General features: G+C 69.8%; 19 protein-coding genes. 1 reads left to right on the top strand and 18 read right to left on the bottom strand.

The genetic code is table 11. From position 1 onward, the window contains the following. Window positions 1-41: 41 nt before the first annotated feature. The 15 genes from ACWD3E_RS21485 to ACWD3E_RS21415 form a co-directional block, all read right to left on the bottom strand. On the bottom strand, window positions 42-662 hold the full coding sequence (locus ACWD3E_RS21485; protein ID WP_451389139.1) for a GTP-binding protein: 621 nt from the start codon (window positions 660-662) through the stop codon (window positions 42-44). Further along, on the bottom strand, window positions 643-1,059 hold the full coding sequence (locus ACWD3E_RS21480) for a DUF742 domain-containing protein (protein ID WP_451389138.1): 417 nt from the start codon (window positions 1,057-1,059) through the stop codon (window positions 643-645). The genes ACWD3E_RS21485 and ACWD3E_RS21480 overlap by 20 nt, the downstream gene beginning before the upstream one ends. Next, window positions 1,056-1,460 carry a roadblock/LC7 domain-containing protein gene (locus ACWD3E_RS21475; RefSeq protein WP_451389137.1) on the bottom strand — a complete coding sequence of 135 codons (405 nt, stop codon included), beginning with the start codon at window positions 1,458-1,460 and terminating at the stop codon, window positions 1,056-1,058. The genes ACWD3E_RS21480 and ACWD3E_RS21475 overlap by 4 nt, the downstream gene beginning before the upstream one ends. Next, the gene (locus ACWD3E_RS21470; RefSeq protein ID WP_451389136.1) at window positions 1,457-3,127 is read right to left on the bottom strand and encodes a sensor histidine kinase; all 1,671 of its coding nucleotides are present in this window, start codon (window positions 3,125-3,127) and stop codon (window positions 1,457-1,459) included. The genes ACWD3E_RS21475 and ACWD3E_RS21470 overlap by 4 nt, the downstream gene beginning before the upstream one ends. Window positions 3,128-3,462: 335 nt before the next feature. Next, window positions 3,463-6,315 carry a DEAD/DEAH box helicase gene (locus ACWD3E_RS21465; protein WP_451389135.1) on the bottom strand — a complete coding sequence of 951 codons (2,853 nt, stop codon included), beginning with the start codon at window positions 6,313-6,315 and terminating at the stop codon, window positions 3,463-3,465. A 105-nt stretch (window positions 6,316-6,420) separates the two neighbouring features. Beyond that, a complete protein-coding gene (tatC, locus tag ACWD3E_RS21460; protein WP_451389134.1) occupies window positions 6,421-7,362 on the bottom strand; it encodes a twin-arginine translocase subunit TatC in 942 nt (313 codons plus the stop codon). Window positions 7,363-7,410: 48 nt separating this feature from the next. After that, complete coding sequence (tatA, locus tag ACWD3E_RS21455; RefSeq protein ID WP_451389133.1) at window positions 7,411-7,695, bottom strand: Sec-independent protein translocase subunit TatA; 285 nt, start codon at window positions 7,693-7,695, stop codon at window positions 7,411-7,413. A 243-nt stretch (window positions 7,696-7,938) separates the two neighbouring features. After that, on the bottom strand, window positions 7,939-8,133 hold the full coding sequence (locus tag ACWD3E_RS21450) for a hypothetical protein (RefSeq protein WP_451389132.1): 195 nt from the start codon (window positions 8,131-8,133) through the stop codon (window positions 7,939-7,941). Window positions 8,134-8,175: 42 nt separating this feature from the next. Beyond that, window positions 8,176-8,436 (bottom strand): hypothetical protein, encoded by a 261-nt coding sequence (locus ACWD3E_RS21445; RefSeq protein WP_451389368.1) that lies wholly within the window; start codon window positions 8,434-8,436, stop codon window positions 8,176-8,178. Window positions 8,437-8,465: 29 nt separating this feature from the next. Further along, the gene (locus ACWD3E_RS21440) at window positions 8,466-9,473 is read right to left on the bottom strand and encodes a helix-turn-helix transcriptional regulator (RefSeq protein ID WP_451389131.1); all 1,008 of its coding nucleotides are present in this window, start codon (window positions 9,471-9,473) and stop codon (window positions 8,466-8,468) included. 18 nt (window positions 9,474-9,491) lie between these two features. Then, window positions 9,492-10,469 carry a helix-turn-helix transcriptional regulator gene (locus ACWD3E_RS21435; protein WP_451389130.1) on the bottom strand — a complete coding sequence of 326 codons (978 nt, stop codon included), beginning with the start codon at window positions 10,467-10,469 and terminating at the stop codon, window positions 9,492-9,494. A 140-nt stretch (window positions 10,470-10,609) separates the two neighbouring features. Continuing rightward, complete coding sequence (locus tag ACWD3E_RS21430) at window positions 10,610-10,990, bottom strand: FKBP-type peptidyl-prolyl cis-trans isomerase (protein ID WP_451349556.1); 381 nt, start codon at window positions 10,988-10,990, stop codon at window positions 10,610-10,612. 115 nt (window positions 10,991-11,105) lie between these two features. Further along, window positions 11,106-12,110 (bottom strand): FKBP-type peptidyl-prolyl cis-trans isomerase, encoded by a 1,005-nt coding sequence (locus tag ACWD3E_RS21425; RefSeq protein ID WP_451389129.1) that lies wholly within the window; start codon window positions 12,108-12,110, stop codon window positions 11,106-11,108. A gap of 144 nt (window positions 12,111-12,254) precedes the next feature. After that, window positions 12,255-13,616 (bottom strand): Pup--protein ligase, encoded by a 1,362-nt coding sequence (pafA, locus tag ACWD3E_RS21420; RefSeq protein ID WP_067050517.1) that lies wholly within the window; start codon window positions 13,614-13,616, stop codon window positions 12,255-12,257. 9 nt (window positions 13,617-13,625) lie between these two features. Continuing rightward, window positions 13,626-14,885, bottom strand: coding sequence for an MFS transporter (locus tag ACWD3E_RS21415; protein WP_451389128.1), 1,260 nt, complete (start codon window positions 14,883-14,885; stop codon window positions 13,626-13,628). 117 nt (window positions 14,886-15,002) lie between these two features. Here ACWD3E_RS21415 and ACWD3E_RS21410 point away from each other — a divergent pair, with 117 nt between their 5' ends. Next, the gene (locus ACWD3E_RS21410) at window positions 15,003-16,019 is read left to right on the top strand and encodes a LacI family DNA-binding transcriptional regulator (protein WP_451389127.1); all 1,017 of its coding nucleotides are present in this window, start codon (window positions 15,003-15,005) and stop codon (window positions 16,017-16,019) included. A gap of 62 nt (window positions 16,020-16,081) precedes the next feature. Here the strand turns inward: ACWD3E_RS21410 and prcA are convergent, their stop codons facing one another. The 3 genes from prcA to ACWD3E_RS21395 all read right to left on the bottom strand — a co-directional run bounded on the left by prcA (window position 16,082) and on the right by ACWD3E_RS21395 (window position 18,277). Beyond that, window positions 16,082-16,828, bottom strand: a complete 747-nt coding sequence (gene prcA, locus ACWD3E_RS21405; protein ID WP_451349561.1) for a proteasome subunit alpha — start codon at window positions 16,826-16,828, stop codon at window positions 16,082-16,084. Between the two features lie 61 nt (window positions 16,829-16,889). Further along, entirely contained in the window at window positions 16,890-17,732 is an 843-nt protein-coding gene (gene prcB / locus ACWD3E_RS21400) for a proteasome subunit beta (protein WP_451389126.1), read from the bottom strand. Next, a complete protein-coding gene (locus tag ACWD3E_RS21395) occupies window positions 17,684-18,277 on the bottom strand; it encodes an endonuclease VII domain-containing protein (protein ID WP_451389125.1) in 594 nt (197 codons plus the stop codon). The genes prcB and ACWD3E_RS21395 overlap by 49 nt, the downstream gene beginning before the upstream one ends. Window positions 18,278-18,297: the final 20 nt, after the last annotated feature.

Raw genomic sequence — 18,297 nt, 5'->3', positions numbered from 1 at the left:
CCGAAGCGGAAAAAGTGTGCGGTGAGTCGGTGGGCTGCGGGTCAGGTGAGAGCGCCGCTCATGGCGAGCGAGTGCAGGAAGCGCATCAGGGTCATCAGCACGTCCTTGCTGGAGGCCCGGCGGCGCACGTCGCACTCGACGATCGGGATGTCCGGGGCGAGGTCCAGCGCGGTGCGCAGCTCCTCGGCGGGGTAACGGGGCGCGTCCGGGAAGGAGTTGACGGCGACGACGAAGGGCACGCCGCGCTCCTCCAGGCGCCCCATGACGTCGAAGCTGACCTCCAGGCGCCGGGTGTCGACGAGGACGACCGCGCCGAGCGCTCCTTCGAACAGGCCGTTCCACAGGAACCAGAAGCGTTCCTGGCCGGGGGTGCCGAAGAGGTAGAGCACCAGCTTGTCGGTGATGCTGATGCGGCCGAAGTCCATGGCCACGGTGGTGGCCGTCTTGGACTCGGACCCGTAGTCGTCGTCCACGCCGATGCCGGCCTGGGTCATGGTCTCCTCGGTGGTCAGCGGTCTGATCTCGCTGACCGAACCGACCATGGTGGTCTTGCCGACGCCGAAGCCGCCCACGATCACGATCTTCACCGCGGCCTGGGCCGAGTGCGGAAGATGGTCCTCGGTGCGCGGGCCGGGGATGGTGTCAGAGCCTTTGAAGTCCATGCATCACCGCTTCGAGGAGTGAACGGTCGGGGAGCGCCTGGCGGACGATCGGGGCGCGCGCCTGCACCAGTTCGGCCGTGATCAGCTCGGTGATCAGTACGGTCATCACGCTGAACGGCAGATTGAGGTAGGCCGAGAGTTCGGCCACGGACAGGGGGGTCTGGCAGAGCCGGAGCAGCGCGGCCTGCTCGGGGCCGGCCGACGGCGACGGCGACGAGCGCGCCACGATCAAGGTCACCAGGTCGAGTTCGGCGCGCCCTCCGTCGGCGGCTCCGGTGATGGCGTACAGCCGTTCCGGGTTCTTGATCTCACCCTCGCCGCCCGGCTCCTGGGGAGGCGGGGGCGGCGGAGGCGGCAGGGGTTCGGGGTGGCGCCGTCGGCGTTGCGGAGGAGTCATACGGTCTGCCCGTTCCGCCGGGGCGGACTGGTCAGATGGGCGCCGATCCGGACGACGAGGTCGCGCATCATGCCGCTCATCCGGCCCGGTTCGCAGGTGACGTCGGCGAGCACGGCGAGGTAGGCGTTGGCGCCGGCGTTCATGAGGTAGAAGTAGCCGCCGTGGATCTCGAAGACGACGAGCTTCATCTCTCCGGCGCCTTTCATCTCCTGGATGATGGCACCGGCCAGGCTCTGGACTCCCGCGCAGGCGGCGGCCACCCGGTCGGCGGCGTCCGGCTCGCCGCCGTAGCGGGCGATGCGGAGGCCGTCGGCGGAGAGGACGACGATCATCTGGATGCCGGGTACGCCGTCGTTCAGCTGCTTGAGCATCCAGTCGAAGTTGCCTCGCTGCTGGATCACTTGAGGTCTCCCTGGTCGTCGGCGCCGGTGGCGGCCTCGGTGGCGGTGTCCGAATCGTTGAGCAGGTGCAGGTACTTGGTCGGGTTGAGCGTGAAGTCCGTCAGTTCGCTCGCGGTGGCGTCCTCGGGCATGCCCTTGCGCAGGCCGTCCCAGAAGGCCTCGACCCACATGCCCGGCGGCCGGTCCCGCAGCTTCTGGATCTCGGGGTCGGTCTCCGGCTCGGGCTCGGGTTCGGGCTTGGTCTGCGACCAGATGGTCGGCTTGCCCTCGCGCTCGGCGCGCTCGATGGCGGCCTGTTCGGCGATCCGCTGGCTGAGCGGGGTCTTCACGCGGCTGCGACGCTGCGGCAGCCCGTTCGCCGTCCACTCGGTGACCTCGGGGACGTCGTCCTCCATGGAGATCCCGGCGGGGATCTTGGGGCTGGTGGGGCGGCGCTTCTTGGGCGGGCGCTTGGGGCCTTCCACCGCGCCGAGTTCGGGCATCGGGGAGCCGGTGGCGCCGATGCCGTGGGCGGCGCCGACACCGGGCTCGGTGGTCGTCATGACGCGCGGCACGACGAGGATGGCGCGGACGCCGCCGTAGGCGGAGGCGCGCAGCGAGACCTCCATGTCGAACTGCTTGCACAGACGGCCGACGACGGCGAGGCCGAGGCGGGGCTGTTCGCCGAGGTTCTGCTCGTCGTCGCCCGCCTTGGCGTCCTCGATCATCTTCTCGATGCGGGCGCGGGACTCCTCGTTGAGGCTGACACCGGCGTCCTCGATCTCGATGGCGATGCCGGTCTGCACCTCGGCCGCGGTGACGTGCACCTTGGTCGACGGGGGCGAGTAGCGGGTGGCGTTGTCGAGGAGTTCGGCGGCGGCGTGGATGACCGGCTCGACGGCGGTGCCCTTGATGTTGATGTTGACGATGGAGTTCAGCTCGATGCGCCGGTACTCCAGGATCCGCGACATGGCGCCGCGCAGCACGCTGTACAGGGAGACGGGCAGCGGCCACTGGCGGCCGGGGCGCCCGCCGCCGAGCACGGAGATGGAGTCGGCGAGGCGGCCGATCAGCGCGGTGCCGTGGTCGAGCCGCAGCAGGTCGTCGAAGACCTCGGGGTTGCGGCCGTGGTCCTCCTCCATCTCCCGCAGTTCGTTGTTCTGCTGGTTGACGATCGCCTGGACGCGGCGGGCGATGCTCACGAAGGAGCGCTCCGTGGCGTCGCGCATCGAGATCTGCTGGTCGACGCCGCGCAGCGCGACGCGCATCAACTCGCGGTAGGACTCGGGGAGATGACGCAGCTCGGGGTCGGCGTCGTAGACGTTGCGCAGGACGTCTCGGAGCGGTTCACCCGCGCGCAGCCGGAACACTCCGGTGGGCAGGACCTGGCTGCCGAGGCGGGTGATCTCCGCGTCGTGGGCGGCGAGCCTGTGCTCCAGGTACGCGGTGTGCCGGTCGTGCTCGGCCTTGGCCGCCCGGAGCTGCCGGCCGCGGCGGACGACCTCCGTGGCGGTGCCGAGGACCAGCAGCACCGCCGCGGCCCCGAAGCCGGCGGCGGCCGTCCGGGCGTGGGCCGGGACCAGGGCCACAGCGGCTGCGGTGGCCGCCGCCAGCGCTATGGCGGGCAGCAACAGCACGCGCGCATAGGGACGTTCACGGCCACCGGGAGGCTTCTGAACACTCACCATGGATGCCTTCTGGGACGAATCGGCTGGGTGTCGGGAGAGCTTGCGAGGGGAAGGTTCATGGAACAGACGGGATTTTCCGCATGTTTGGGAACAGGCGCGCGAATTCATCTCAACTCGCTGCGCCGCGGGCGAGCTTAGTCCGACCGGATCATCGCCGTGTCATATTCGGCAAGCACCTGAAATCCCCCCTGCAACGGGAGTACGCTCGGCTCCATTTGTACGCTCAGCGGCTCTTCGCACACGTTCGGTGACGGCGTACGGGCATGCGAAAGGGCCCGGACGAACTCGTAGGACCGAGACCGTCCGGGCCCTCAGGGCGTGGGTGTGGTGCCGGTTCAGCCCACCGACGAGTAGGCCACCACTCCGCGCAGCAGTGCGTCGACCGCCTTGCGGGCGTTCTTCGCGACCGTGGAACCCTCGACGGGCGCCGCGGCGGAGATCTGCCCGAGGACGTCGATGACCTGCTTGCACCAGCGCACGAAGTCACCGGCCGGCATCTCCGCCTCGCGCAGCACCTCGTCGAGGCCCTTGCCGGAGGCCCACATGTACGCGGCCCACGCGAAGCCGAGGTCGGGCTCGCGCTGGCCCACGCCCTCGGTCTGGTTGATCCGGAACTCCTCCTCCAGCGCGTCCAGCCGGCCCCAGATGCGGACCATCTCGCCGAGCGCGGCCTTCGCCTTGCCGGAGGGCAGCTTCGGCGCCATCGCGTCGTCGCTGAGCCGGGCCTCGTACACCAACGCCGAGACACAGGCGGCCAGTTCGGCCGGGCCGAGGCCCTCCCAGACGCCCTCGCGCAGGCATTCGCTGGCCAGCAGGTCGAGTTCGCCATAGAGCCGGGCGAGCCGCCTGCCGTGCTCGGTGACCTCGTCGGCGCGCAGGTAGTCCAGCTCGGTCAGCAGCGCCACGATCCGGTCGAAGGTGCGGGCGATGGTGTTCGTCCGGCCCTCGATGCGGCGCTCCAGCTGCGAGGTGTCGCGCAGCAGCCGGTGGTAGCGCTCGGCCCAGCGGGCGTGGTCCTCGCGCTCGTCGCAGCCGTGACAGGGGTGCGCGCGGATGGCGGTGCGCAGCCGGGCGATCTCACGGTCGTCGGCGGCCTGCGAGCGCTTCTTGCGGGCCCGCTCCGGCGGGATGTGCCCGGCCTTGGTGCGCAGCGCGGAGGCGAGGTCCCGGCGGGACTGCGGGGAGCGCGGGTTGAAGGACTTCGGGATCCGCATCCGGTCCAGCGGCTCGACCGGTACCGGGAAGTCGATCGACGCCAGCCGCTTGACCTGCCGCTCGGCGGTGAGCACCAGCGGGCGCGGCCCGTCGTGCTGGTCGAAGCCGCGGTGGCCGTTGGAGCGGCCGGCGGGCAGGCCCGGGTCGAGGACCAGGGCGAGGCCCGCGTACTTGCCTGTGGGCACGTGGATGACGTCGCCCGGCTTCAGCTTCTCCAGGGCCACGGCGGCCTCGGCTCGGCGCTGGTTCGCGCCCTGCCGGGCCAGCTCGGTCTCGCGGTCCTTCAGCTCGCGGCGCAGCCGCGCGTACTCCTCGAAGTCGCCGAGGTGGCAGGTCATGGAGGCCTTGTAGCCCTCCAGGCCCTCCTCGTTGCGCTGCACCTGCCGGGAGATCCCGACGACCGACTTGTCGGCCTGGAACTGCGCGAAGGAGGTCTCCAGCAGCTCGCGCGAGCGGTGCCGGCCGAACTGCTCGACCAGGTTGACCGCCATGTTGTACGACGGCTTGAAGCTGGAGCGCAGCGGGTACGTACGCGTGCCCGCGAGACCGCCCAGGTGCTCCGGGCTCATCCCGCGCTGCCACAGCACGACCGCGTGGCCCTCGACGTCGATGCCGCGGCGCCCGGCACGGCCGGTGAGCTGCGTGTACTCGCCGGGGGTGATGTCGGCGTGCTGCTCGCCGTTCCACTTGACGAGCTTCTCCAGGACCACCGAGCGGGCCGGCATGTTGATGCCGAGCGCGAGCGTCTCGGTGGCGAACACGGCCTTGACCAGGCCGCGCACGAACAGCTCCTCGACGACCTCCTTGAAGGTCGGCAGCATGCCCGCGTGGTGGGCGGCGATACCGCGCTCCAGCCCCTCCAGCCACTCGTAGTAGCCGAGGACGTGCAGGTCCTCGGACGGGATGGCGGCGGTGCGCTCCTCGACGAGCGCGCGGACCCGTTCCCGCGCCTCCTCGTCGTTGAGCCTGAGGCCCGCGTACAGACACTGCTGTACGGCGGCCTCGCAGCCGGCACGGCTGAAGATGAACGTGATCGCGGGCAGCAGGCCCTCGGAGTCGAGCCGCTCGATCACCTCGGGCCGGCCCGGCGTCCACACGCGCGAGCGCTGCCGGCGCTCCCGCTCCCGGTCGGCCTCGCGCATGGCCCGGCCGCGCCGCCGGTCCTGGTACGACGGCCTGGTGGCCTCCATGCGGGCGAGGCGGACGAGGTCGGGGTTGACGGCCTTCTTGTGGCCCTCGCCCTCCTCGAACAGGTCGTACATCCGGCGCCCGGCGAGCACGTGCTGGAACAGCGGGACCGGCCGGTGCTCGGAGACGATCACCTCGGTGTCGCCACGGACGGTGTCCAGCCAGTCACCGAACTCCTCGGCGTTGGACACGGTCGCCGACAGCGACACCAGGGTCACGGACTCGGGAAGGTGGATGATCACCTCCTCCCAGACGGCGCCACGGAAGCGGTCGGAGAGGTAGTGCACCTCGTCCATGACCACATAGCCGAGGCCGAGGAGGGTCTGCGAGCCCGCGTACAGCATGTTCCGCAGGACCTCGGTGGTCATCACGACCACCGGGGCGTCGGAGTTGATGCTGTTGTCGCCGGTGAGGAGGCCGACCATGCCGTCCCCGTAGCGGCGGCACAGGTCGGCGTACTTCTGGTTCGACAGCGCCTTGATGGGTGTCGTGTAGAAGCACTTCTTGCCCTGCCTCAGGGCGAGGTGGACGGCGAACTCGCCCACGATCGTCTTGCCCGAGCCGGTGGGGGCGGCCACCAGCACGCCCTTCCCCTCTTCGAGCGCCTCGCAGGCCTCGATCTGGAAGGGGTCGAGGCCGAAGTCGTACATCTCGCGGAAGGACGCGAGCGCGGTGGCCTGCTCGGCTGCCCGTCTGCGGGCTGCCGCGTACCGCTCGGCCGGAGAGAGGTCCTCTGTCATCGTGCTTTCGAGCGTACCGGGCCGCACTGACAACAGGACGATCATTATCCGGAACGTGGACCGATCGACGGCCGGCGCCCCCCGGACACGAAAGACCCCGGCCCGGAAAAGCCACCCGGGCCGGGGTATCGCATGTCCGCGCGGTGACGGTCAGGTCACGTCGTCGTAGCCGTTGACCCGGTCCGTACCGGACAGTTCGGGGGTAGCGCTCGCGGTCACGGCCTCCACCTCGCCGATCTCCTCGGGCGTGAGGTCCAGCTCGGACGCCTCGTCGTCCCCGGGGCCGTCGGCCTCGCGGCGGGCCCGGCGCCGGTCGTTGAGCAGCGCGATGGCCACGGCGATGAAGTACAGCGCCCAGATCGGCGCCGCCAGCGCCAGCATCGTCATCGGGTCCGGGCTGGGCGTGGCCACGGCCGCGAAGGCGGTGATGCCGACGATCATGCCGCGCCACCAGCCCAGCATGCGCCGTCCCGACAGGACACCGGTGAGGTTGAGCATGACCAGCAGCAACGGCATCTCGAAGGCGAGGCCGAAAACGACGATCATGCGGGTGACCAGGTCCAGCAGGTCGTCCAGCGGCAACAGGTTCTCAGCACCGTTGGGTGTGAGGTCGATCATCACCTTCGCCGTGGTGGGCAGCACGTGGAACGCGAGGTAGCCGCCGCCGAGGAAGAGCGGGAAGCCGAAGCCGACGAAGGCGTACGCGTACTTCTTCTCGCTGCGGTGCAGGCCCGGCGCGACGAACGCCCACAACTGGTAGAGCCAGACCGGCGACGCCAGCACGACACCGGCCATCAAGGCGACCTTCAGGGCCAGGGTGAACGGCGCCAGCAGGCCGCTGACGGTGATGTGCGCGCAGTGGACGTTCTTGGCCTTGGCCAGCTCCCCGAAGGACTGGTGGCAGCCGATCTCGTCGAGCACCGGCTGGGTGATGACGTTGATGATGTCTCTGTAGAAGAAGGCCGCGATGATCGTGACGGCAAGGATCGCCAGGACACCCTTCGCGAGCCGGTTACGCAGCTCACGCAAGTGATCCACGAGCGGCATCCGCCCCTCGGGATCCCTCTCCTTCTTGCGGGCAGACTCGAGCAACCCACATCCTCATCTCGTGCAGCGGACCGGATGCCCCCGGCCCTCGCGTCAGCGCTGGGTCGTGTCCGTCGGCTCGTTGACCGGGCGGGAGCTGGTCACGTCGCCGGGGGCGGCCTGGATCGTGCGCTGAGCCGGAGCGGGCTCCTCGGAGGACTGGGCGGTTTCGGCGGACTGCTTGCCGTCGTCCTTCATCGCCTTCGCCTCGCTCTTCAGGATGCGCGCGGACTTGCCGAGCGAGCGCGCCATGTCCGGGAGCTTCTTGGAGCCGAACACGAGGAGGATCACGAGAGCGAGCAGCAGCAGGTGCCACGGCTCAAGTCCGTTGCGGAACATAAGTTTCACCTTCTCACTGAGGCGGGCGGCGGAGCGTGCAGCGATCGTATCGCCCCGGGATGAACGTGGGACAAGCCCGGTGCGTACTCCTGCTCTGCGGACCGCGCCTCGTTATCCGGGCCGCGATCAGAGCGTACCTGGCCCGACCGGCAAGGTGACAGGGCGAAGTGACCCAATGCGCATCACAGAAAAGCGCACCACAAGCGGGGCCCGAGCGCGGCACAAGCGCAGCACGGACGAGACTCACAGGGTGTCCACGGCCCGGGCCGCGCTCACCGCCGCCCGCTCCAGATCCTCGGCCGCCCTGTTGATACGGCGCGCGGAGACCGCGACCTGCTGCCCCAGCCGCCGCGCCTCCAGGAACACCCGGACGGCGAGCACCCCCAGGACAGCGAGACCCAGGAAACCCACGGCTACCGCGAACATCGGCCAGAACATGACGTCGAGACTAGACCGTCCCGCTCCGTGGAACGCAGCCGCCTACACCGTGGAGTGCAGCCGCAAGGTCCGGACCCCGCCGCCGGTGAGCAGCTCGACGATCCGCTCCCCCGCGGGCTTGCGCACCGAGGCCCCGCACTCGGGGCAGGTGAAGGAGTAGAACGTCGTCCGGCTGGTCGCGCCGATGGCCAGCCGCAGGGCGCTCGCCGCGAGTTCGAAGCGGCCCCGGCAGTCCGGGCAGCCGGCCTTGAACACCACGGGGACCACCCGCTTCATCCCGGCGAAGGCCGCCGCCACCGTCATCTGACCCGCACCGGACACCGGAGACTCGCTCAACGCTCCTGCTCCTGCCTGTCGTGGACCCTGTCGTACGCCGCCAGCGCCTCGCGGGCCGCCCGGCGGGCACTGTCGGCCAGATCGGGCGGCGAGACGATCCGGCCGTCACCGCCGAGCCGCAGCGCGAGCCGCCTCAGCGAGGCCGGATCGGGGGTGCGCAGGGTGATGCGCAGCCCGCCGTCGGGAAGCTCGTCGGCACTGTCGTGCGGGTAGTACTCGGCGACCCAGCGGCCGGCGGGACCCACCTCGACCACCACCTCAGGGTCCTCGGCGGCCGGCTGCACCAGGCCCTCCGACAGGTCACGCGGCTCTATCTCGGGCGGCGCGGACGGCTCGTCCAGGATCCTGATCTCGGCGACCCGGTCCAGCCGGAACGTGCGCCGGGCCTCGGAGCGACGGCACCACGCCTCCACGTACGTGTGCCCGACGCTGACCAGGCGGATCGGGTCGATCTCGCGCTCGGTCAGCTCGTCCCGCGCGGGCGAGTAGTAGCGGATCCACAGCCGGCGGCGCTCGGAGATCGCCCGGTCGACGTCGGCGAAGACACCGCCCTCGGACTCGAAGGTCACGGACAGCCGGGAGCTGGCGCCCGCGGCCTCGCCGGCCGCGGTCTCCACCTTGGCCGTGGCCCGCAGCAGCGCCTGCCGGTCGCCTTCCCTGAGGCCGGGCAGCGTCGACACCGCGCGGGCCGCCACCAGCAGCGCGGTCGCCTCGTCGGCGGCCAGCCGCAGCGGCTCGGCCGCCTCCTCGCCGAGCGCGGCCGGGTTGTGCCACCAGATGCACTCGCCGTCGGTGTCGATGTCCAGCAGGTCGCCGCCCCGGAAGCTGGTGCCGCACATGGGCAGCAGATCCAGGTCGGAGACCAGCTCGTCCTCGGTGATGCCGAAGGCGCGCGCCACGTCCGCGATCCGCGCGCCGGGCCGCTCCCGCAGATACGTCACCAGGGACAGCATCCGCCGGGTCTGGTCGATGGCGTTCACGGGCCTCGCCGGTTTGCCTGCCATGATCGTGCTCCGCTCCCCTCAGCCCTTGGCCACGGCCCGTAGCCGGTCCACCACGTCGGCCCGCAGCTCGGCCGGCTCCAGGACCACCACGTCCGGCCCGAACTCCACCAGCCAGGCGTCCAGACCGTGCCCGTACGGGATCTCCAACTCGTCCCAGCCGTCGCCGAGTTCCCTGACGCGGGTGGCCTTCGCCCGAAGGGGGTAACCGGCGCCGGAACGCAGCCGGATCAGCGCCGAACGGTCCGCTATCTCGCCGGCCCAGCCCGCGACCGTCTCACGCACGGTGACGACGTCCGGCACGGGCGCGGTGAAACCGGTGCCCCGGGAACGGACCCGGCCGGTGATCCGGGAGAGCCGGAAGACCCGCTCGGCACCCCGGTCGCGGTCCCAGCCCGCCAGGTACCAGTGGCCGCGCCAGCACTCCAGCGCCCACGGCTCGACATGCCGGGTCTCGGGGTGCGCGGCGGTGGCCTTGCGGTAGTCGAAGACGACCGGGCGGCGGTCGCGGCACGCCAGCATCAGCGGTTCGAAGGCCGCCTCGTGCACCGGGATGTGCGGCTCCAGCGCGCCGTGCGCCTCGTACGGGTCGACGTCCTCGGGCAGTCCCGCGGCGCGCAGCTTCTGCAGAGCACCGCTGGCGGCGCCCGCGAGCCGGGCCTGCTGCCACACCTTCGCGGCGAGCCCGAGGGCGGCAGCCTCCTCGGCGTCCAGGGTGATGGGCGGAAGACGGTTGCTGTCCCGGCGGGCCAGGTAGCCGACCTCGCCGTCGATGTTCTCGACGGTCTCGATCACCAGGCCCAGCTCGCGCAGGTCGTCCTTGTCCCGCTCGAACATGCGGTTGAAGGAGTCGTCGCTGCCTGCTGCGCCGCTTTCCGGCCTGAAGGCCTCGACGTACGCCTCGATGGACTCGCGCAGCTCGCGCTTGCTGAGCGGACGCCGCGTCCCCAGCAGACACAGCGCCAGGTTCATCAGCCGCTCGGCCTTGGCAATGGCCATCGACGCCCTTCGCCTCCCTATGGTGCTTACGACCGATGACCGTACCGCTCCGGGGTGTCGAGGCAAAAGCCGGAGCAAAGATGGGCGCAAACAAGAAGGGCCCATGCGGACAGCATGGGCCCTTTCCCGACCGGAACCGGTCAGCGCTTGGCAACGCCCTCGAGGTCGCAGACGAAGATCAGCGTCTCGCCCGGGGCGATCGCGTTACCGGCGCCACGGTCGCCGTAGGCCAGGTGCGCCGGGATGGTCAGCTGGCGACGGCCGCCGACCTTCATGCCCTGCACGCCCTTGTCCCAGCCCTGGATGACCTGGCCGACACCGAGCTGGAAGTCCAGCGGCCGACCCCGGTTCCAGGAGGCGTCGAACTCCTCACCCGTGGAGAACGCGACACCCACGTAGTGGACCTTGACGAAGTCGCCGGCCTCGGCCACCTCGCCGTCGCCCTCCCAGATGTCCTTGATCTCAAGGTCCGCCGGGGGCTCGCCGCCCGGGAAGTCGATCTCGGGCTTGTCCTTGTTCACGTCACTTGCTCCTGCATGTGTACGACACGAAACACGAACAGTCTTTCATCCCCGCAGGCCTCCCGCCCGCCACCGGCCACCCCACGCGCGCGCCACGGCGCGTCCACCGCGCGGGCTACATCGTCGCGAGGATGTCCACCGTGAACACCAGCGTGGAGCCCTTCTTGATCACACCGCCGCTCGGCGGGGTGTTGCCGTAGCCCAGGTCCGGCGGCACGACGATCAGGACCCGGCTGCCCACCTTCTTGCCGGTCAGTCCCTGGGCCAGGCCCTTGACGGCCTGCTGCATCTGCGCGATCGAGAACTGGCTGAGCCGGCCCGAGCCGTACGTCCGCTGGAACGTCTTGCCGCTGTCCCACACCAGGCCCTGGAACTGGCACAGGATCGCCTGCTCGGCCGTGACCTCGGGCCCGTCGCCCTCCAGGACGTACTCCGACACGAGCTTGGTCGGCGGGGCCACCTTGGGCACGGTGACCTTGGGCACCAGACCGTCGGTGTTGGTGGCGACCTTGGGCAGCGCCGCGTCGCTCTGCGCGACCGGCTTGCCCTGCGCGGAGCTCTTGGAGTCGTAGACCTCCATCAGGTCGATGACGAAGACCAGCGTGTCGTCGCCCTTGATGCCCGCCTGCGGGTTGCCCGCCTTGCCGTACCCCAGGTTCGGCGGGACCGAGATCAGGACCCGGCTGCCCACTTTCTTGCCCATGAGGGCATACCGCCAGCCGTCGATGATGCTGCCCTGCGCGAGCTGCATCAGCAGGGGCTTCTTGCGGTCGTAGGAGTTGTCGAAGACCTTGCCGCTGCTCCAGATCTGGCCCAGGTAGTTCGCCTGGATGAAGACGTTCTCCGCGACCGCACGGCCACTGCCCGCGATCACCGTCTTCACCGCCAGGTTCTTCGACGGCTCCCCCGGCCCCTTCGCGACCTTCGGCTTCTCGCCGAACTTCGTGCCCGCCGTGATCGTGGGCAACGGCCCTTCCACGATCTTGGGCGGCGGCGGAGCGGACGCCGAGCCCGACGGCGACGCGCCGGCCTTGCTGGATCCGGACTTGCCGTCACCGCACCCGGCGAGCGTGACCAGTCCTGCGGGAGCGGCGGCGAGGAGAAGTGAACGTCGGCGCACGGAGAAGCCTCGTAATCGGTCGATCTTGCGGAATGGCGTGCGCGCAACTCTACGACGCCACACGGGCGCCGTACGGGAAACGTACGGCGCCCGTGTGGCGTTCCCGCATAACCGCGGCGAAACGCTTGACAGACGAGCCCGGCGCTACATTCCGGCGATCAGCTTCTCCACCCGGTCGTCCACCGAACGGAACGGGTCCTTGCACAACACCGTGCGCTGCGCCTGGTCATTGAGCTTCAGGTGCACCCAGTCGACCGTGAAGTCCCTGCGCTGTTCCTGCGCCCTGCGGATGAAGTCACCACGCAGCCGGGCCCGAGTGGTCTGCGGCGGAACAGACTTGCCCTCGAAGATCTTCAAGTCGTTGCAGATCCGGGTGGCTTGGCCCTTCTTCTCCAGCAGGTAGTACAGGCCACGACGACGGTGGATGTCGTGGTACGCGAGGTCTATCTGAGCCACCCGCGGATGCGACATCGTCATGTTGTGCTTGGCCCGGTACCGCTCGATGAGCTTGTACTTCATCACCCAGTCGATCTCGGTGGCGATGCGGTCCAGTTCCTCGGTCTCGATCGCGTCGAGCGTACGGCCCCACAGCTCCAGCACCTGCGCGACCGTGCCCGTACGGATCCCGCGGCGGTCGCAGAAGTCCACCGCCTTGTCGAAGTACTCCCGCTGCACCTCCAGCGCCGACGCCTCCCGGCCGCTGGCCAGCCGCACCTTGCGCCGCCCCGTGATGTCATGGCTGACCTCACGGATCGCCCGGATCGGGTTCTCCAGCGTGAGATCACGCATCACCGTGCCCGCCTCGATCATGCGCAGCACCAGATCGGTCGCGCCGACCTTGAGCAGCATCGTCGTCTCGGACATGTTCGAGTCGCCCACGATCACGTGCAGCCGGCGGTAGCGCTCGGCGTCCGCGTGCGGCTCGTCCCGGGTGTTGATGATGGGCCGGGACCGGGTCGTCGCCGAGGAGACGCCCTCCCAGATGTGCTCCGCGCGCTGGCTGACGCAGTACACCGCGCCGCGCGGCGTCTGCAGGACCTTGCCCGCACCGCACAGCAACTGCCTCGTCACCAGGAACGGGATGAGAATGTCCGCGAGCCGGGAGAACTCCCCGTGCCGCGCCACCAGATAGTTCTCGTGGCAGCCGTAGGAGTTGCCCGCCGAGTCGGTGTTGTTCTTGAAGAGGTAGACGTCGCCCGCGATTCCCTCCTCGTGCAGGCGTCGTTCCGCGTCCACCAGGAGTCCCTCGAGAATGCGCTCGCCGGCCTTGTCGTGGGTGACCAGTTCGATCACGTTGTCACATTCGGGTGTCGCGTATTCCGGATGTGACCCCACGTCGAGATAGAGGCGGGCGCCGTTTCGCAGAAAGACATTGCTACTGCGACCCCATGACACGACACGGCGGAAGAGGTACCGCGCCACCTCGTCAGGAGACAGGCGCCGCTGTCCCCTGAACGTGCACGTGACGCCGTACTCGTTCTCCAGCCCGAAAATGCGGCGGTCCATGAGGGAACATTACGCCCGATCCCCCGAGCTGAAACGGGGTTCGACAGCACGATTTGGATCAGTTTCCGATGAAGCCGCAACGACCCCGCCCCGCGCGGGAGCTGCGAGGACCCGCCCCGTGGCCAGCAGGACCAGCAACGACACCGCACCCGCCGCACCCGGCACCGCGAAACCCCACAGCGCCCCGCCGGTCTCGACCACCGGCCCCGCCAGGGCCGTTCCCACCGACGCACCCACCGTGAACGTGGTCACAAGCCAGGAGAAAGCCTCGGTGACCGTCCCGCTCGGCGCATGCCGGTCGACGATGATGAACGCACAGGCGATGGCCGGCGCCAGGAACAGCCCCGAGACCGCGCTCAGCCCCACCATCACCACCGCGCCCGGCATCAGCATCAGCGGCAGGTAACACACCGCCAGAAGTGCCACCAGCACCCGCAGTCGCCGCTCCGGCGCTCCGCTCCACTGCCGCGCCCCGTACACCGCGCCGCCCACCAGCGCCCCGAGGCCCAGCCCGGCCATCAGCCAGCCGTACACCGCATCCCCGCCGTGCGCGTCCGCGTACGGCACCGAGGCCACGGCGATCGAGCCGAGCGCCATGCCGATGAACAGGAAGGAGCCGAGCAGCGCCAGCAGCCCCGGCGAGCGCAGCGCACCCAGCCAGTGCGCCTCGCGCGGCTCCGAACGCCACGCGCGCGAGGGCGGCGAGACGACCACCGAGAGCGCGCCCAGCACACCCAGGGCGTTCAGCACGAGCAGCGCCGCCCGCTCCGACCACAGCGACACGCACAGCGTCACCAGCAACGGGCCGACCGTGAACATGATTTCCTGCGCGATGGCGTCCATGGCGTAAGCGGTGTGCACCTGCTCCTCACGGCGCAGCACCGAGGGCCACAGGGCACGCAGACCGCCCTCCAGGGGCGGCGTGAACAGACCGGCCGCCCCCACGGCGACGCACGCCGGCGGAAGCGGGTCGGTGCCCGAGAAGGCGAAGAGGGACATGGACAGCGCCGACAGCAGGGCCGCCGGCAGCTGCACGCGCGGCTGACCGTACAGGTCGACCAGCCGGCCCAGCAGCGGCTGCCCCACGGCGTTGGCGAGGCCGTACACCGCCGCCAGGAGGCCCGCCAGGCTGTACGTGCCGCCCTCGGCGCGCACGAACAGCACCAGGGCGATCGAGGCGGTCGCGTTGGGCAGCCGGCCCACCAGGGTGCCCGTGAGCAGCCGGAGCGCGTGTCTCGCCCGGAGGATCTCCAGGTATCCCGTGGCCATGTCCTGCCCTTCAGCAGCTCACCGGGACACCTCGGCGCCCCACGTGTTACGTATAACTTCCTCTCTCATACGTACCATGTGCGCTGTTCACACGTCCAGAGAAGGAGCGCATCCGCGGTGGCACGCAGCAGCACGCGCCCGACCAGCCGTGACGTCGCCCAGGCGGCCGGAGTCTCCCAGGCTGCCGTCTCCCTCGTGCTGGGCGACAAATGGCGCGGCCGGGTCTCCGAGGCCACGGCCGAGCGCGTCCGCGAGGCCGCGCGCGAGCTGGGCTACCGGCCCAACCTCGCCGCCCGCAACCTGCGCCTCGGCCGCACCCGCACGGTCCTGCTCGTCGTCCCCGCCCTGACGACGGAGTTCTTCGCCGGCGTCTACACGGGCGCCGCGCGCGTGGCCGCCCAGCACGGCTTCGGAGTCGTCCTCTACCCCTCCCCCGAAGGCATCGGCCCCGCCCGCGACCCCTTCGCCTCCGCACAGGCCGCCCTGGACGGCGTCATCGCCTCCTCCATGGCCGCCGACGCCCTCACCGCCATCCGCGGCGACCAGCTGCCCCTGGTGATGCTCGACAGCGACCCCGAGGGCAGCCTCGGCGCCGCCACCGTGAACCTCGACATCGCCGACGGCGTCCGCCAGGTCACCGAGCACCTCCTCGGCCTCGGCCACCGGCGCATCCTCCACCTGGCCGCCGACGTGCCCTCCTGGACCTTCGAGATGCGCGCCCGGGAACTGGCAGCGCACATGACCGCCGTCCCCGGCACCCAGGTCCGCACGGCCCGCGCCCCGATCTCGATCGAAGGCGCCCTCGCCGCCACCGAGACCGCCCTCACCGCTCCCGGCCCCCGCCCCACCGCGATCGTCTGCGACGACGACAAACTGGCCGCCGGCGCCTACAAAGCCCTCCGCCGCCTCGGCCTGCGCGTCCCCGACGACGTCTCCGTCACCGGCCTCGACGACCTCGCCCTCGCCACCGCCATCGACCCCGAGCTGACGACCGTACGCCTCGACGCCGAGCTCTTCGGCGAACGCGGCATGCACGCCCTCCTCGCCGTCCTGGACGGCCGCGAGCCGGACCGCGGCGACATCCCCGTCGAACTGATCGTCCGCGGCTCCACGGCACCGCCTCGCACGCCCTGAGACGCGGGCAGGCCCCGGCCGGAACACCGGCCGGGGCCTGCCCGCGGAGCAGAACGCGAGGACTACTCCTCCTCGGACTCCTCCGAGGACTCCGCCTCGTTCGCCGCACCCTCCGCCTCCAGCAGACGCGACAGCTGGCGGCCGACGATGCGCTTGAACTTGCGCTTCTGCGGACGCGTACGGTCCAGGACCGCGACCTCCAGACGCTCCGCCGGAATCTCCCGCTGCGAACCGTTCGACTCACGGGACAGCGCCTGCACGGCCAGCTTGAGCGCCTCGGCCAGACTCATGCCGTCCTGATGACGCTGGTCCAGATAGTTGCTGATCAGCTCGGCGTTGCCGCCGACCGCGACCGAACCGTGCTCGTCCACGATCGAACCGTCATGCGGCAGCCGATAGATCTGGTCACCCTCCGGGGTCTCTCCCACCTCGGCGACCACCAGCTCCACCTCGTACGGCTTCTCCGCCGCCGACGAGAAGATCGTGCCCAGAGTCTGCGCGTACACGTTCGCCAGACCACGCGCGGTCACATCGTCGCGGTCGTACGTGTACCCACGAAGATCGGCATACCGCACACCGCCGATCCGCAGATTCTCGTACTCGTTGTACTTACCGGCCGCCGCGAAACCGATCCGGTCGTAGATCTCGCTGAACTTGTGCAGCGCACGGGACGGGTTCTCACCGACGAACACAATGCCGTCGGCATACTGCAGCACGACCAGGCTGCGGCCACGGGCGATGCCCTTGCGGGCGTACTCCGCCCGGTCGGCCATGGCCTGCTGGGGTGAGACATAGAACGGCGTCGACACCGGTTATCCGTCCCTTTCTGTCATGGTCACTGGATCACCTTCAGAAGAACCGGGCCCGCGCTCAGAGCAGGGCGGCCTTCGGGCCGTCCGGCTCCTCCAGACGCCGCTGGAGCACCGCGCGGGAGAGCTCGGAGGACTCGCCCTCCGTCAGCCTGCGGAAACCGTCCTCGGTGATCACGGTGATGATCGGGTAGATCCGGCGGGCGACATCGGGACCACCGGTCGCCGAGTCGTCGTCAGCCGCGTCGTACAGAGCCTGGACCACCAGCGTCGTGGCCTGCTCCTCGGTCAGATCGTCACGGAACAGCTTCTTCATCGCACCACGCGCGAAGATCGAACCCGAGCCCGTCGCCGCGAAGTTGTGCTCCTCGGAACGGCCGCCCGTCACGTCGTAGGAGAAGATACGGCCCCTCTCCCGGTCCAGGTCGTACCCGGCGAACAGCGGCACCACCGCCAGGCCCTGCATGGCCATGCCGAGGTTGGAGCGAATCATGGTCGACAGCCGGTTCGCCTTGCCCTCCAGCGACAGCTGAGCACCCTCGACCTTCTCGAAGTGCTCCAGCTCCAGCTGGAAGAGCTTCACCATCTCCACGGCGAGACCGGCGGTGCCGGCGATACCCACGGCCGAGTACTCGTCCGCCGGGAACACCTTCTCGATGTCCCGCTGGGCGATGACGTTCCCCATGGTCGCCCGCCGGTCACCGGCCAGCACGACGCCTCCGGGGAAGGTGACGGCGACGATCGTCGTGCCGTGCGGCGCCTCGATCACACCCTGCACGGGCAGCTGCCGCTTGCCGGGCAGCAGCTCGGGCTGGTGCTCCGAGAGAAAGTCCATGAAGGAGGAGGACCCAGGCGTCAGGAAGGCAGCTGGTAGACGCCCGGTGCTACGAGTGTTGGCTTCCACAAGTTTCCTTCCAGGTAAGCAGCGGCACGGCGCACGGCGTCGGGATCGTCTCCCAACTTTCCGATGGCCGAATTGCAGTTGAAGCACAGTACGCCACGGACCCTACCCGTCTTGTGGCAGTGATCCACATGCACGGCGGGGGCGACCAGGCAGATCGCACACAGGCCCCGCTGGGAGGCGACCATCGCCTCGCGCTCGGCTTCGGTGAGGCCGTAGCTGCGCTTGAGATGATGCTGTCGACCCTTTACGGCCTTGCAGGCTTTGCAAAGAGTCGCCAGGCCGTCGGAAGCGCTGCTATTCCGAGTCCACTCGCTGTGCGGCTTGGTCTCGCCGCAAGTACGGCAGTACTTGTGGCCCGGCGGCACTTCCACTCTCGGCCGAACATTGCGCCCCTTGGCCACCTGCCGCTGCTGGTGGTACGCCGCCGCGCACTCACGGCAATAGCACTGCAGCCCATCGCGCATAGCCTTGTTCCGCGCGAACGCTGCCCGCGGCTTGTGCTGCTTACACCGCGAGCAGCGCTTCACACCCTCTTCGCTTTCCAAGCCAGAATCCCCCACAGCCT

The sequence above is a fragment of the Streptomyces sp. NPDC002676 genome, assembly GCF_053592455.1.
Note: the sequence above shows the minus strand (reverse complement) of the source record. Positions and strands in the feature narration are given on the sequence as shown.